The 14,202-nt window shown below is 66.3% G+C and carries 9 protein-coding genes; 4 read left to right on the top strand and 5 right to left on the bottom strand.

What is annotated here, in order from left to right; genetic code table 11:
- The first annotated feature begins 131 nt into the window (after positions 1–131).
- Together AB2U09_RS05850 and AB2U09_RS05845 are read left to right on the top strand one after the other, a co-directional pair.
- A complete protein-coding gene (locus tag AB2U09_RS05850; protein WP_459191761.1) occupies positions 132–1,904 on the top strand; it encodes an ABC transporter substrate-binding protein in 1,773 nt (590 codons plus the stop codon).
- A complete protein-coding gene (locus AB2U09_RS05845) occupies positions 1,901–2,701 on the top strand; it encodes a phosphatase PAP2 family protein (RefSeq protein ID WP_459191760.1) in 801 nt (266 codons plus the stop codon). The genes AB2U09_RS05850 and AB2U09_RS05845 overlap by 4 nt, the downstream gene beginning before the upstream one ends.
- A gap of 33 nt (positions 2,702–2,734) precedes the next feature.
- Here the strand turns inward: AB2U09_RS05845 and AB2U09_RS05840 are convergent, their stop codons facing one another.
- Both AB2U09_RS05840 and AB2U09_RS05835 read right to left on the bottom strand, forming a co-directional pair.
- Positions 2,735–3,652: a PhzF family protein gene (locus AB2U09_RS05840; RefSeq protein ID WP_459191759.1), complete on the bottom strand. Its 918-nt coding sequence runs from the start codon at positions 3,650–3,652 to the stop codon at positions 2,735–2,737.
- Positions 3,653–4,164: 512 nt separating this feature from the next.
- Positions 4,165–5,349 carry a tubulin/FtsZ family protein gene (locus tag AB2U09_RS05835; RefSeq protein WP_459191758.1) on the bottom strand — a complete coding sequence of 395 codons (1,185 nt, stop codon included), beginning with the start codon at positions 5,347–5,349 and terminating at the stop codon, positions 4,165–4,167.
- A 461-nt stretch (positions 5,350–5,810) separates the two neighbouring features.
- Here AB2U09_RS05835 and AB2U09_RS05830 point away from each other — a divergent pair, with 461 nt between their 5' ends.
- The gene (locus tag AB2U09_RS05830) at positions 5,811–8,087 is read left to right on the top strand and encodes an alpha-amylase family glycosyl hydrolase (RefSeq protein WP_459191757.1); all 2,277 of its coding nucleotides are present in this window, start codon (positions 5,811–5,813) and stop codon (positions 8,085–8,087) included.
- A 129-nt stretch (positions 8,088–8,216) separates the two neighbouring features.
- Here AB2U09_RS05830 and AB2U09_RS05825 read toward each other — a convergent pair whose 3' ends face one another.
- The 3 genes from AB2U09_RS05825 to AB2U09_RS05815 all read right to left on the bottom strand — a co-directional run bounded on the left by AB2U09_RS05825 (position 8,217) and on the right by AB2U09_RS05815 (position 12,660).
- Entirely contained in the window at positions 8,217–9,983 is a 1,767-nt protein-coding gene (locus tag AB2U09_RS05825; RefSeq protein WP_459191756.1) for a glycoside hydrolase family 13 protein, read from the bottom strand.
- A 233-nt stretch (positions 9,984–10,216) separates the two neighbouring features.
- Positions 10,217–11,275 (bottom strand): TrmB family transcriptional regulator, encoded by a 1,059-nt coding sequence (locus AB2U09_RS05820; RefSeq protein ID WP_459191755.1) that lies wholly within the window; start codon positions 11,273–11,275, stop codon positions 10,217–10,219.
- Between the two features lie 218 nt (positions 11,276–11,493).
- Positions 11,494–12,660, bottom strand: coding sequence for an ABC transporter ATP-binding protein (locus AB2U09_RS05815; protein ID WP_459191754.1), 1,167 nt, complete (start codon positions 12,658–12,660; stop codon positions 11,494–11,496).
- Between the two features lie 248 nt (positions 12,661–12,908).
- On the opposite strand from AB2U09_RS05815, the gene AB2U09_RS05810 reads away from it, so the two are divergent.
- A complete protein-coding gene (locus tag AB2U09_RS05810) occupies positions 12,909–14,201 on the top strand; it encodes an extracellular solute-binding protein (RefSeq protein WP_459191753.1) in 1,293 nt (430 codons plus the stop codon).
- Position 14,202 lies beyond the last annotated feature (1 nt).

Below are 14,202 nucleotides of genomic sequence, written 5' to 3'. Positions count from 1 at the left end.
GCGACGGGTTATTCGATCCGGTTGACGAGTTCGCCGGGATTACCGGCTCACGGTCGCGAGTAAGCGTCTCTTGATGTCAATAGTGACCACAGGAGACTAATACCCCGTCCCCCAACGCTCAGAGACGAACGATGACAGGAGGGGGAGAGGCTTCGCAGGCCATCGACCGGCGGTCGGTGCTCGTGGCGGCAGCGACGCTGGCCGGGACGAGCGGGTGCGTCAAGCGGACCCGCAACGTCATGGCACGCGACCCCGCGAGCCAGGTGTCACTGCGGATCCTGACGATCCCGGTCGACGCGAACCCCTACCCGTCGCGTATCGCCCGCACTCTCGCGTCACACCTCCGCGCCTGCGGCGTCGACGCGAACGTCGAGCCGATGGGGCCGGAGGCGCTGTACCGGAGCGTCCTGCTCGACCACGACTTCGACATCTACGTCGGCAAGTTCCCCCGGACCGACTGGCGCGACCCGGACACTCTCTACGCCCTCTGTCACTCGGTGTACGGCGGCGAACCCGGCTGGCAGAACCCCTTCGGGTACACGAACCTCGCGCTCGACAGCCACCTCGAAGCTCAGCGGACGACCAGCGGCAGTGACCGGCGACAAGCGGTCTCGGACGCCCAGTCCCACCTCGCGGAGAACCAGCCGTTCACGCCGCTCGTCCTCCCCGACGCACTGGGCACGCTGCGTACCGACCGGTTCCACGGCTGGCACGGCAGTCCGATGGACCCGCTGGTCCTGCTCGGACTCACCCCGGCCGACTCGGCGATGGCGCTGTCGCTGGCGACGACGGACGGGCGGATCACGGGCAACCGCAACCCCATCGCCGCGGAGTTCCGCGCGCGCGGTACATTCGTCGATCTGCTCTACGATCCGCTGGCACGGCACGTCGACGGCGTCCTGGGACCGTGGCTGGCCAGCGATCTTGACGTCGACGACCGCGGCAGCGAGCCGGAAGCCGAAGTGACGCTCCGCGAGGACCTGTCGTGGCACGACGGCGAGGCGCTGACCGCCGCGGACGTGGCCTTCACCTACGAGTTCCTCGCGGACACGTCGCTCGGCTCGGCGGACAGCCCGATCCCCGCCTCGCGTTACCGGGGCCGCACTACGCTCGTCGACGAGGTGACCGCCGTCGACGACCGGACGGCGCGGATCGCGTTCACCGAGGCGTCGCCGGTCGTCGCCGAACGGGCGTTCACGGTGCCGCTGCTCCCCGAACACGTCTGGTCGGATCGGACCGACACGGCGAAGGTCGCCGGCGTCGAGACCAACCGGACGATGACGGAGGCGCTGGCGTGGAACAACCCGCGGCCCGTCGGGAGCGGCCCCTTCGAGTTCGAACGGGCGGTCCCCAGCGAGTCGCTTCGCCTCTCGCGGTTCGACGACCACTTCCTGCGCGAGGACCCTTCGGGGCTCCCGGACTGGTTGTCCGGCGCGCCGGCCTACGAGGAGATCCGGCTGAGCGCCGTCGGGTCCGACGACTCGGCCGTCGAACTGGTCGCCTCGGGCGACGCCGATGCGACCGTCGCACCGCTGGGGGCGGCAGTCGTCCCGCGTATCGGCCGCGAGTCGGCGCTGGACCTCGTGAGCGACCGCTCGCGGGCGTTCTACCACGTCGGCTACAACGTCCGGACGGCCCCGCTGTCGAATGCCCGCTTCCGGCGCGTCGTCGCCCGGCTGGTCCACCGGTCGAACCTGGTCGACACGGTCTTCGACGGGTACGCGCGGTCGGCCGAGAGCCCGCTCGCGGGCACGGGCTGGTACGATCCTGACCGGATCCCCGACGACGTCGGTCCCGGCGACACGTTCGTCGACGACAGTGGCGACGTCGACGTCGACGCGGCGAAAGCGGCCTTCGTCGAGGCCGGATATCGATACGACGACGGCAGCCTCCTCGCCGAATGACGCTCCTCCCGGTACTCACGAAGGTGGTCGCCGTCAATCTCGTCGCCGTCGGCGTCAGCGCCGTCGCGCTCGTCGGGCCCGGACGCCTCCGGGCGGCCGCGGCCGGACTCCCGGACCGGCTCCGAGACGTGGCCACGCCTGTCGGCTTCCTCGCGGCCGTCTTGCTGCTCAACAGCGTCGTCCGCGAGCCCGTCACCGAGGTCGCCTGGCTCATCGGGATCAACATCACGCCGCTGATCTACGGGATCGAGGGCGACTTCGTCCCGTGGCTGCAGTCGATAGGGTCGCCGGCGCTGACGACGCTGTTCTCCTACGCGTACGTCTACGGCTACGTGTACGTCCTCGTCTTCCCGCTGATCGCCTACGCGGCGCTCGACGACACGCGACCGCTGCGCAAGCTCGCGGTCGCCTACAGCGTCAACTACTGCCTCGGACTGGTCTGTTACGTCCTGTTCGTCGCCTACGGCCCGCGGAACCTGCTCGGCGGCTCCGTCGAGTCGCTGCTGTACACCCACCACCCCGAGTTCCAGTTTCTCACCAGCCGCGTCAACTCGAACACGAACGTCTTCCCGTCGCTACACACGTCGCTGTCGGCCACGGTCATCGGCGTCGCCTATGACACGCGGGAGGTCTACCCGGCGTGGTTCGCCATCGCAACCGCTGTCGGCCTGTCGATCATCGGCGCCACGATGTATCTCGGCATCCACTGGGCGACCGACGTCGTCGCCGGCCTCGTCCTCGCGGCCATCGCCGTCGGCACCGGCCGGTGGTACGTCCGCCGAGGTCGGCGGAGCTGAGCGTCGCGATTCGGGAGAGAGCAGAACAGCCGCTCAGGCCTCGATGATGTCGTCCTCGTCGCTCTCGGGCACGGTGAGATCGCCGTCCAGCGCGGCGACAGCCTGTCCGCCGACGCGCGGTGCGGTCTCGCCTTCCTCTCCCTCGCGAGTGTCGACCAGCACGCGTCCCGGTCGGTCGCGGAAGTGGCCCTGTTCGAAGACCAGCGGGTCGTCCTCGTCGAGCGCGCCCTGGTAGCGCAGGTACGACCCGACGGCGCCGCTGGCGGTCCCGGTCACGGGGTCCTCTGGGATGCCCGCCAGCGGGACGAACGCCCGGCCGTGGAGCGTCGCCTCCCGTTCCAGCGTGTCGAAGGTGAACGCGTAGAGCCCCTCGGCGTCGACCGATTCGCACAGTTCCTCGACGGCCGGGAGGTCGGGTTCGATGGCGGAGAGCTGCTCGAAGTAGCCGACGGGGACGACGAGGAACGGGAGCCCGGTCGACGCGCGGGCGATCGGCAGGTCCTCGCCGACCTCCGAGAGCGCCGCCACGTCGAGGCCGAGGGCTTCGGCGGCTTCCTCCAGCGAGACGTCTACCTCGCGGACCCTCGGCGGAGACTGTGTGAACCAGACAGTGCCGTCCGGTTCGATCTCCACGTCGAGCGTGCCGACGTTCGTCTCGACGGCGTACGTGCCGCTCTCGACGACCGCTCGGTCGTACAGGGAGGCGAACGCCGCGACCGTCGCGTGGCCGCAGAGGTCGACCTCGCGCTCGGGCGTGAAGTAGCGCAGGCGGCGGTCGGCCTCGTCGCCGGGCAGGACGAACGCCGTCTCGCTCGCGCCGAGTTCCGAGGCGATGGCCGCCATCTGGTCGTCGGTCAGATCGGCGGCCTCCGGGACGACGCCCGCGGGGTTGCCCGCCATCGGTTCCGTCGTGAACGCGTCGACGATCTGGACGCGCCGCGTGTCTGTCATATCTCAGTTTCTCGGCCACCTCCCCCATAAAGACGCCCGCTCGGATGGACTGGATTCGACCACAACGATGTGAGTCGCGTCGACTCCGACCGCGCTATCGCTGGGACCGCAAATAGCCTGAAAGCCCCCGCTCACTCCGTTCGCTCCAGTGCTTACGTCGCGCGTCTTCCCGGAGCGAACACCGGGAGAGCAAAGCTCTCCCGAGCAATCGGGCGGCAAGACGCCCGACGACGGCCCCTTTCATTTCCACCCGTCTCTGCTGGTCATCAGTCTATTCGGGAGGGAATGAAAGGGGCGACGCGTTCGACGAACCCCGGCGAAGTAAGCACCGCAGGAGTGAGCGAAGCGAACGACGAGGAGCACAGCGAGCCGCGGGAGTCGAACGCGTCGGGGCTTTCACGCTGTTCGCAGTCGCAAGTTCGTTCCCGCGGTCGGCGTTCCCGGAAATCGCTTCAGGACCGTCTGCAGACTCTCCAGAAATACCGACAGCGCGAACCCCAACACCAGATCTATCAGATCGGGTCGAGTTCGCCGTGGTCGTCGGTGATGAGGTCGTTGATCTCGTCCTCGCGGGTGTCGGCCTGCTGCTGGATGTTGGACTTGGCGTCGACGGCCTGGTCCTGCAGGGCGTCGATGCGGTTGACGTCGGTGACGTTCGAGAGGAGGACGGCGACCGAGAGCCGGTCGGCGCCCGCTCGGGGGTCGTCGCCGGCCAGCACTTCGACGCTGTCGGTCTCGCGTTCGAGCCACTCGCGGGCGCGGCGCAGGCCCTTCTGGGAGAACTCCGAGGGCGGACCGGAGACGACGACGAGCGAGCGCTCGGCGGAGTCGATCTCGGCGGGGACGGTCAGTCGGGAGGTGACGGCCTTGCGGACGAGGCCGTGGACCTTCATGGTCAGGTCCCCCTCGTCGGGGCCTGACTCCTCGTGACCGTTGGTAAAGCGGTTGATGAGCCCCTTCTGCTCGCGGGTGTGCGACTCGACCTCGGAGGAGGCGAAGGCGATGGAGCTGACGCCGCCGGTGGCGAGCGTGCGTTTCACGTCCGAGGAGTCCATCGCGGCCTCGGAGATCTGCGAGCCGTCGAGCTCGCCGGCGGCCAGCAGGGTGACGACGCGGCGAGCGATCTCCTCGTTGGTGCGCTCGTAGCCCATCTCGACGGAGTCGCCGTGCTGGCGCCAGGTGTCGTTGTCGAAGCAGATGAGGTTCTCCGTGGCCTCGGTGAAGGAAGTGAGCGACCGGGCGGCGTTGAACGCGGCGCGGCCGCCCTCGTCGGCGCTCGGGAGGATGCCGAGGCCGTAGACCGGCTCCGCGTAGCGGTCGTGGAGCGTCTCCGCGATGACCGGTGCCCCGCCGCTTCCGGTGCCGCCGCCGAGGCCGGCGACGACGAGGAACCCGTCGATGTCGTGGATGGGGACGCCGTCCATCGCGCGTTCGATCTCCTGGTGGTCTCGGCGGGCGATAGACGCGCCGACTTCGGGGTCGGCACCGGCGCCGCGGCCCTTCACGCGCTGGTCGGTCTGCCCGATGAGGATCCGGTTGTTCCGGGGGACGTGGTCGAGTTTGGCGAGGTCGATCTCGGCGGAGTTGACCGCGAGCGCGAACCGCCACAGCGACCGCCCCGTGTTCGCCTCGTAGGCGAGCAGTTTGTCCACGACCTTGCCCCCCGCGTTGCCGAATCCGATGACGGCCAGATTCATAGATTGCCGTGAGTCGTCAGCTGTAGTAACTATTCACCGCTTTCATCGGTCTCCGCTGGCACAATAGCCACTTACTCCGAACGGACGAACCGCCTGACGTGACGGGGGTTCGTACGGTATAGGCAGGCATATCACAACTAATCGAACGGCTATCTCGGCCCCCGCCGTCGAACGTCGCGCTTGCCGTGTCCCCTCGGCCGAACACCCCGGCCAGCGATGCCGTGAACGGCACCCGGTCGGATCCGGTTTCGTTCGACCCAGCCCTGCAACTGCCTCTCGGAAACCACGACGCGCTCGGGAACGGGATGGTGGGGGCAGTTCGTCCCTGACCAAGCGATCCGACGAGCGGGGCTAGCAACCACAACGTCGGCGGCCTCGAGCCCACGCCCAGACTATAGATCAAATATCTATTGTATAATTGCCAAACACTTTTCCAAGTCCATCATGATACTAAATGTGTGATGAAAGATAACATCACAGATGGTGGCAGAGGTGCGACGACGCGACGCAGCGTGCTGAAGGCGATTGGGGCCACTGCAGCGGCCGCGGGCGTGAGTCAGCCCGCGGCGGCGGATGTCGGTCACCACACGCTGGCAACCGAAGACGGCCGTCTCGGCCCGGTCACGCCGCGGGACACGGTCTATCAGATTTTGACCGACCGGTTTTACGACGGCGACCCGGACAACAACGACTTCTCGGATTTCGACTCGTCGCTGTACGACGGCAGCGGCTCGGATCTCAAACTGTATCAGGGCGGTGACTGGCAGGGGATCGTCGACAAGATCCCGTACCTCGAGAACATGGGCGTGTCGGCCGTCTGGATCTCGGCGCCGTACGACAACCGCGAGAGCAAGATCGAAGACTACCAGGACGACGGCACGGTGGACGTCTGGACCAGCTACCACGGATACCACGCGCGGAACTACTTCAGGACCCACCGATTTTTCGGCGGCATGCAGGAGTTCTACGCGATGCGGGACGCCCTTCACGACAGCGGGATCAAGCTCGTCATCGACTTCGTGTCGAACCACACGAGCCGCTGGAAGAACCCGACGAAGAACAACGAACCGGAGGAAGGGCAACTGTACGAGCCGGACACGGACTCGGACGGCAACTACGTCTTCGACGAGAACGGGGACGCCGTCGGGGAGAACCTGCTTGCGGACCCACACAACGACGTGGACGGCTGGTTCCACGGGATCGGCGACCGAGGCGGTGACACGTCGAAGTTCGGCTATCGCCACAAGGATCTGGGGTGGCTCGCCGACTTGGCCCACGAGAACGGGGCTGTCGTCGACCACCTGGAACGCGCGACGACGTTCTGGAAGGCGCAGGGGATCGACGGCATCCGTCACGACGCGACCCTTCACATGAACCCCGCCTTCGCGAAGAATCTCAAGACCGCCGTCGACAGCGCACAGGGCGGCCCGATCACGCACTTCGGCGAGTTCTTCATCTCTCGACCGGACCCGAAATACGAGGAGTACCGGACGTTCCCGGACCGGACCGGCATCAACAACCTCGACTTCGAGTTCAACCGGGCGGCGACCAACGTCTTCGGTCGCTTCTCGGAGACGATGAGCGACTTCGGTGAGATGCTGCTCAAGACGCACGACGATTACACGCACGAACACCAGACGATCACCGCCGTCGACAACCACGACATGACCCGGTTCCGGTACATCCAGCCGGACGATAAACCGTACCACGCGGCTATCGCCGCGCTAATGACCTGTCGGGGGACGCCGAAGATCTACTACGGGACCGAACAGTACGTGAATCCGGGGACGGACGGCGGGAACGCGGGCCGGCTGTTCATGCAGACCGACGCCGCCTTCGACACGTCGACGACCGCCTATCAGCTGATCAGCGACCTCGCGCAGCTGCGGGAGGACAACCTCGCGCTGCCCTACGGGACGACGAACGTCCTCCACTCGACCGACGACGTGATCGTCTCCGAGCGGCAGTTCTACGACCACGTCGTCGTGACGGCGATCCACCGCCAGCCCGACCAGTCCGAGAGTGTCCCCTCCGTCGAGACGACCCTCCCGGACGGGACCTACGACGACTACCTCTCTGGCGACCTCTACGGCCAGGGGATCTCCGTCGACGGCGGTGAACTCGACTCGTTCTCCCTCGGCGGCGGCGAGGTCAGCGTGTGGGAGTCGCGCCCCGACCTCGGGAGTGCTCCCAAGGTCGGGACGATAGTCAGCACGATGGGGCAGCCCGGCGACACCGTGTACGTCTACGGCGCAGGGCTTGACGGGGACGTGACGGTCACGTTCGACGGCACGCCCGCAGACGTCGTCTCGAACAGCGCCACGCAGGTAACGGCGACGGTCCCCGACGGCCCGACCGGACTCGTCGACGTCACGGTCGAGAAGAACGGGCAGACGAGTAACGCCGCGACGTACGACGTCCTCTCCGACGAACCGGTGCAGGTCATCTTCCACGTCGAGGCGGAGACCGCTCCCGGCGAGACCGTCCACGTCGTCGGCGATCTGCCGGAACTGGGGAACTGGGACGCGCTGGAGGGGAGCGAGTCGTTCATGAACCCGGACTACCCGGAGTGGTTCCTCCCGGTGAGCGTCCCGAAGGACACCGCTTTCGAGTTCAAGTTCGTCAAGATCGACGAAGACGACAACGTGACGTGGGAGAGCGGGAGCAACCGGAGCTACACGTCACCCACTGATTCGGCCGAGACCGACGACACGCCGCTCTACGACTGGCAGAGCTAGCGGGAACCGAACGGCAGTCGGCGCCAGACAGTCTGCGCCGGCCGCTCGACTCGATCTTCTTTCGACCGATACCGTCCGGGCGTCCGTCCCTCGGATCCCGCGGTGAGAAGCTGCTGCCAGGGAATCCGGCTATCGCCAGACGGCACCCGACTGTCCGGCCAGTTCGACCGACGAACCGTCCCGAACGGTCACGTCGGCGTGGGTCGTGAACAGCACCGTTCGGTCGTCGGCGTCACCGCTCATCTGAACGGTGGTCGGGGCGTCGCCGCGGTTGACGGCCACGGTGAGCGTCTCCTCGGGCGTGTCGGCGGCGCGACGGTAGACGACGACGTCGTCGCCACATCGGTCGCGGGAGAACGTGAGCGAGCCGCGGCGAAGCGGCCGGTTGTCCGCCCGGAGGGCGACGAGGTCGGTCACGTACTGGTGGAGGTCCCGGTCCTGTCGCTCCTCGTCCCAGACCATCGGTCGGCGACAGTCGGGATCGTCGCCGCCAGTCATCCCCACCTCGTCCCCGTAGTAGAGACACGGGGTGCCACGGAAGGTCAGCAGGAACAACAGCGCGAGCCGAACCGTCCGCTCGTCGCCGTCGTAGCGGTGGCGGATGCGTGCGGTGTCGTGACTCCCGAGCAGGTCGAACAGGACGTCGTTGACCTGATCGGGGTACCGGGCGAGGAACCGGTCTACCTTGTTTGCGAACGCCTGGGCGTCGAGCGACTCGTCGCCGAGGAACCCGTCGACCGCGTACATGAACGGGTAGTTCATCACGGCGTCGAACTGGTCGCCCCGGAGCCAGGGCCGGGAGTCGTGCCAGACCTCCCCGAGGACGTACGCGTCGGGATCGACCGCTTTGACTGCGGCACGGAACTCGCGCCAGAACTGGTGGTCGACCTCGTCGGCGACGTCCAGTCGCCACCCGTCGATCCCCGTCTCCTCGATCCAGTGGGTCGCCACGTCGATCAGGTAGGATTTGACTTCGGGGTTCTCCGTGTTCAGCTTCGGCATGTAGCTCTCGAAGGCGAACGTGTCGTAGGAGGGCCGCGGCTCGGACTCGATCGGGAATTCGTCGACGTGGAACCAGTCGACGTACTCGGAGTCACGGCCGTGTTCGAGGACGTCCTGGAACGGTTCGAACTGCCGGCCGCAGTGGTTGAACACCGCGTCCAGCACCACGCGGATCCCGCGGTCGTGTGCCGCGTCGACCAGTCGAGACAGCGTCTCCGCGTCGCCGAACTGTGGGTCGACCTGCTCGTAGTCGGTCGTGTTGTACTTGTGATTCGACTCCGCGGCGAACACCGGCGTCAGGTACAGCGCCGTGATGCCCAGATCCGACAGGTAGTCGAGGCGGTCGATGACCCCCTGGAGATCACCGCCGAAAAAGGAGTCGCGATCCGGGCGGCCGCCCCACTCCTCGACGTCCTCGGGGTCGTTGGTGGGGTCGCCGTTGGCGAACCGCTCGGGGAAGATCTGGTAGAAGACGGCGTCGGACACCCAGTCGGGCGGGTCGATCACGTCGCTGGCGTGGAGGAACGGGTACTCGAAGTAGTGTAGCGATCGGTCGGTCCCGGCGGTCGGCAAGTCCTTCTCGTCGGCCGACTCGAAGCCCCACTCGGTGAGCCAGAGCGTCTCGTCGCCGGCGGTGAGACGGAACGCGTAGCACAACCGTCGGGTTTCCGGCTGGACTTCGGCCTGCCAGTAGTCGAACTGAGCGTCGCGCCGGACGACGCGCATCTCGACGCGATCGCGCGTCGGCCAGTCGAACTTATCCGCGACGAGAAGCTCACACCCGTCGAGGTTGCCGCGTTCGCTTCGCAGCCGGATCTGGATTGTCTCCTCGTCGACAGCGTACGCGAAGTTGCTCTTCGATCGATGTGTGACCGCCGCTCGACTGACCGTCATCTGCGCCACTCCCCGCCGCCCGTGCTGGTTCGCGCGGATTCGTCCGTCTGCATCGTCTGCCGACGCGCGGCGCTCGGCTAAAAGATTTTTGTATTATTTCATCACTCTTATCCAGCGGCTGACGACCGTAGATACCGCCGGCTGTCGGGTCAGCGTCGAACGGCAGGAAACGGGTCGTGGCGTCCAGTCCGTCCCGCACGACGAGGGGAATCGCCGGCTACCGGAGACGCGAGTTACGCTTCGGTGAGTGTGACGGCGTCTTTCGCTTCGAAGTCCTCCAGCATCGCACCGGGTCCGCCGACGGTGACGCGTCTGTTGTTCGTCTTCACGACGAGGGAGTTCTCGACCGGGAAGTCGTTCGTCGCCGGTTCGACGAGTCCCTGATGGGTACCGATCACCGTCCCCTCGATAGACGTACGGTTCTCGGTGTCGCGACACGAGGTGACGGCGGCCTCGACCCCCACCGGACGGTCGTCCCGGAGGTGCAGGGTCGCGTCGAGGACCGCATGCCGGAAACAGCCGTGTTCGGCCGGTAGCGGTCGCGGATCGTCGACGTACGCCTCTGCGGCCATCGGCCAGTAGTTGCCGAAGAACGAACCGGTCAGGACCGGGACGATCTGGCGCTGTGCGAGGGAGATGGCGCGGAGGTCGGAGTTCGAACGGGTCATCATGTCGACCGGTGCCACGACGGCGTACTGCTGGTCGACGGTCAGCGTGAGCGGCGTGATCTGGTCCCAGGTCCGAACGAGGGTCGCGATGCCCGCGAACGCTTCGGCCTCGAGCGCGTCTGCCGGCACGTCGCTGACCAGTACCATCGCGAGGACGCCGCGGTCGACCGCGGCCCGCAGTTCGTCCTCGATCTCCGGCAGCTGTTCGTGGGAAATCGAGAGCGTGATCTCGTTTTCGGCGTCGGCGATCAACGAGCGGATCCGCTTGATCATCGTCCGCCGTGACTTGACGACGTCGAACTGCTGGAGAGTACGCTCCGTGTTCGAGTGTCGCTCGGACAGCGCCGGCTCCATCTCCGACAGTTCCTCGGTGAGGAGTTCGATCACTTCGTCGGGGTCGCGGGCGCGGATCTTCGTCGGCACGACGTGGTCGTCGACGTCGACGAACCCGCGCTCTTCGAGGGCTTCGCTGATGCTGTAGACGTAGCGCTTCGAGACGCCGGTCGCGTCGGAGATCTCGCTCGCGGTCACCTCTCCCTGTTCGAGCACCGTGAGATACGTGTCTACCTCCTTTTCCGAGAGCCCGAGTCGCATCAACCGCTCCGAGAGCGTCGCGTCGTCCATACGCCGATCACCTGCTACTCACTTAATTAACTCCCTGTCTCGAGCGAGACCGCGGACCGCCGAACCGGCGATGGCGTCCCGCAGACGGGGCGCAGTCGCCGGTACGTATCTTAGTGGTAATAATTCAACTCATTCCAATATCGCGGCCTCAGAGAGAGGCGAGCGCCGTACAATGCGACGAGCGAGGGACCGTCCGTCGCCTTCGTCCGCGTGTCGGGTCACTCGGGGGACGAGCGCGCTCGGCCGGGTGGGGAAGCCGACGGCGCCCGGTGGTCGTCCTGATACCCCTCCGAGAGGACCGATGCGCCGTCCGTATCGAAGAGGTGGATGTCCGACTCTTCGAACTGGACGCCCACGGTGTCGCCCCAGGTCGGCTCCACGTCGGCGGCGACCCGGGCGATGAACGACTCTCCCAGGTCGAGATAGAGGTAGTTGTCGCTGCCGACCGGTTCGACGACCTCGACGACCGCCTGGATATCGTCGTCGTCAGGGTCTCGGTCGACGGTGACGTTCTCGGGACGGATGCCGAGTCGTGCCGCCGAGAGGTCTGCGCCGGCAACCTGTCGTGCGGTGTCACCGCCGAGCGTGTACGTAAACCGGTCGTCGTGCGTCAGGTGGGCCCGCTCGCCGTCGACGGTGACGTCGACGTCGAGCACGTTCATCGCCGGGGAACCGACGAACGTGCCCACGAACTCGTTCGCGGGGTTCCGATAGACGTGTTTCGGCCGTCCGGTCTGCTGGAGGACGCCCCCGTCGAGGATGGCGATCCGGTCGCCCATCGTCATCGCCTCCTCCTGGTCGTGGGTGACGTAGATCGAGGTCGTCCCGAGTTCTTCCTGAAGCCGCTGGATCTCCGTCCGCATCGTCGTCCGGAGCTTCGCGTCGAGGTTCGAAAGCGGCTCGTCGAACAGGAACACGTCCGGGTCGCGGACGATCGCACGTCCGAGCGCGACGCGCTGTTTCTGTCCGCCCGATAGCTCGCCGGGCTTGTCGTCTAGCAGCTCCTCGATGCCCATCATCGACGCCGTCTCCCGGACCTTCTCCTCGCGTTCGTCCGCCGAGAGATCCGTGCTCATCCGGAGTCCAAACGCCATGTTCTGGCGGACTGTCTTGTGCGGGTACAGCGCATAGTTCTGGAACACCATCGCGATATCGCGGTCGCGGGCGTGGACGTCCGTGACATCCTCCCCATCGACGTAGATGCTCCCCGCAGTGGGTTGTTCGAGCCCGGCGAGCATCCGCAGCGTCGTCGACTTCCCACACCCCGACGGTCCGACGACCGTGACGAACTCCCCGTCTGTCACGTCCAGCGAGAGATCGTCGACGGCGACGATTCGGCCGTTGTCGAATTCCTTTCGGAGAGACTCTACGCGAAGCGTTGCCATGTACCTCGACTGACGGGAAACGTGATAATAATTCTTTGGGAACAGTGAAGTAAGATTTCGCAGTCCTTTGTTCTAGGTGGGAGCGATCCGACGTACCGAGTTGATCGTTCGTCTCTGGAATCGGATGGCGATGAATATGCGGTATTTAGGGGGTTATACCCTGTTTTCGAATCGTACTTCCTACGTGATCGTTCCTGTTGAATGCGAAGAATTAAGTCATGAAGGATTATTACCTCATTCGTACATCCATGGCACTCGACCGCAGGAAGATGCTGAAGCGAATCGCCGGTTCGGGAACGATCGCGGCGGTCAGTGGCTGTATCGGCGTCGAACAACAGGGTACCGATGGGGGTGGCGGCGAGGACGGCGGCCAGAGCAACGGCGGCCAATCCAGCGGCGGTACGGACACGGAGACGCGGGAGGGCGCCGGGACGGCGACGGCGTGGTACGGGCTCTCCGATACCGAACTCGCCCTTCGCGAGGAGGCAATCGCGGCGTTCAACGAGCAGTCCCATCACACGGTCGAGGGCGGGAACATCGCGGAGATGCAGGACCGAACGACGAGCGCCATCCCCGCGGGGCAGGGGCCGCAGACGTTCCAGTGGGCCCACGACTGGGTCGGCGACTACTACGAGCGTGGGTTCGTCGTGGACCAGAGCGACGAGCTGTCGGTCGGGCTCGACCAGTTCACCGACGCAGCGGCGAGCGCCGTCCAGACCGACGACGCCGTCGTGGGACTCCCCTTCTCGGCGGAGACGGTGACGCTGATCTACAACGCGGACATCGTCGACGAGGCGCCGGAGACCTTCGACGAGATGGCGTCGGCGATGGCGGACTACCACGACTCGAGCAACGGGCAGTACGGGTTGGCGATGCCGTTCGACCCCTACTTCGTCAGCGGAATCGTACAGGCGTTTGGCGGCCGCTACTTCGACTCCGAGAGCGATCCGGTCGTCGGTCTCGACTCCGAGGAGACGATCCGCGGATTCGAGTTCCTGGTGGACGAACTCGTGCCGTACATGCCGAGTGACCCGGGTTTCGAGCCCCAGCAGGCGACGTTCGTGGAGGGGAACGCGGCCTTCGCGGTCAACGGCCCCTGGTATCTCGCGGCGCTCAACGACAGCGACGTCGACTACGGGGTGACGACGTTCCCGTCGATAGACGGCAACGAGTTCACGCCGCTGACCGGGATCAAGATGTGGTACTTCTCGAAGGCAACGGCAGCGGGGGACGCCGCCGCCCGGGCGGGCCGGGAGTTCGTCGAGTGGTTCGTGACCAACGAGGACCACCTCCTCACCAGAGCCGAAGAGCAGGGCCACATTCCGGTCCTCTCGCGTCTCGCCGGGAGCGACGACCTGCCCGGTCCGGTCAAGTCCTACTCGAAGGCCGTCGACCAGGGGATCCCGATGCCGACTGACCCGCGGATGAGCGACGTCTTCGCCGCGATGGAGGAGCCGGTCGTCCAGATCTTCAACGGCAGTCAGAGCCCGGCACAGGCGCTCAGGGGGGCCGCTGAAGAGGCCCGAAGTAACTGGGAGTAGT

It is taken from the genome of Halosimplex yunnanense (genome assembly GCF_054504345.1).
This window is presented reverse-complemented; position numbering and strand designations above follow the sequence as displayed.

Excerpts from the sequence above, each read along its gene's own strand:
- AB2U09_RS05850 (WP_459191761.1), top strand. The coding sequence starts at position 132 with ATGACAGGAGGGGGAGAGGCTTCGCAGGCCATCGACCGGCGGTCGGTG.
- AB2U09_RS05845 (WP_459191760.1), top strand. The coding sequence starts at position 1,901 with ATGACGCTCCTCCCGGTACTCACGAAGGTGGTCGCCGTCAATCTCGTC.
- AB2U09_RS05840 (WP_459191759.1), bottom strand. The coding sequence starts at position 3,652 with ATGACAGACACGCGGCGCGTCCAGATCGTCGACGCGTTCACGACGGAA.
- AB2U09_RS05835 (WP_459191758.1), bottom strand. The coding sequence starts at position 5,349 with ATGAATCTGGCCGTCATCGGATTCGGCAACGCGGGGGGCAAGGTCGTG.
- AB2U09_RS05830 (WP_459191757.1), top strand. The coding sequence starts at position 5,811 with ATGAAAGATAACATCACAGATGGTGGCAGAGGTGCGACGACGCGACGC.
- AB2U09_RS05825 (WP_459191756.1), bottom strand. The coding sequence starts at position 9,983 with ATGACGGTCAGTCGAGCGGCGGTCACACATCGATCGAAGAGCAACTTC.
- AB2U09_RS05820 (WP_459191755.1), bottom strand. The coding sequence starts at position 11,275 with ATGGACGACGCGACGCTCTCGGAGCGGTTGATGCGACTCGGGCTCTCG.
- AB2U09_RS05815 (WP_459191754.1), bottom strand. The coding sequence starts at position 12,660 with ATGGCAACGCTTCGCGTAGAGTCTCTCCGAAAGGAATTCGACAACGGC.
- AB2U09_RS05810 (WP_459191753.1), top strand. The coding sequence starts at position 12,909 with ATGGCACTCGACCGCAGGAAGATGCTGAAGCGAATCGCCGGTTCGGGA.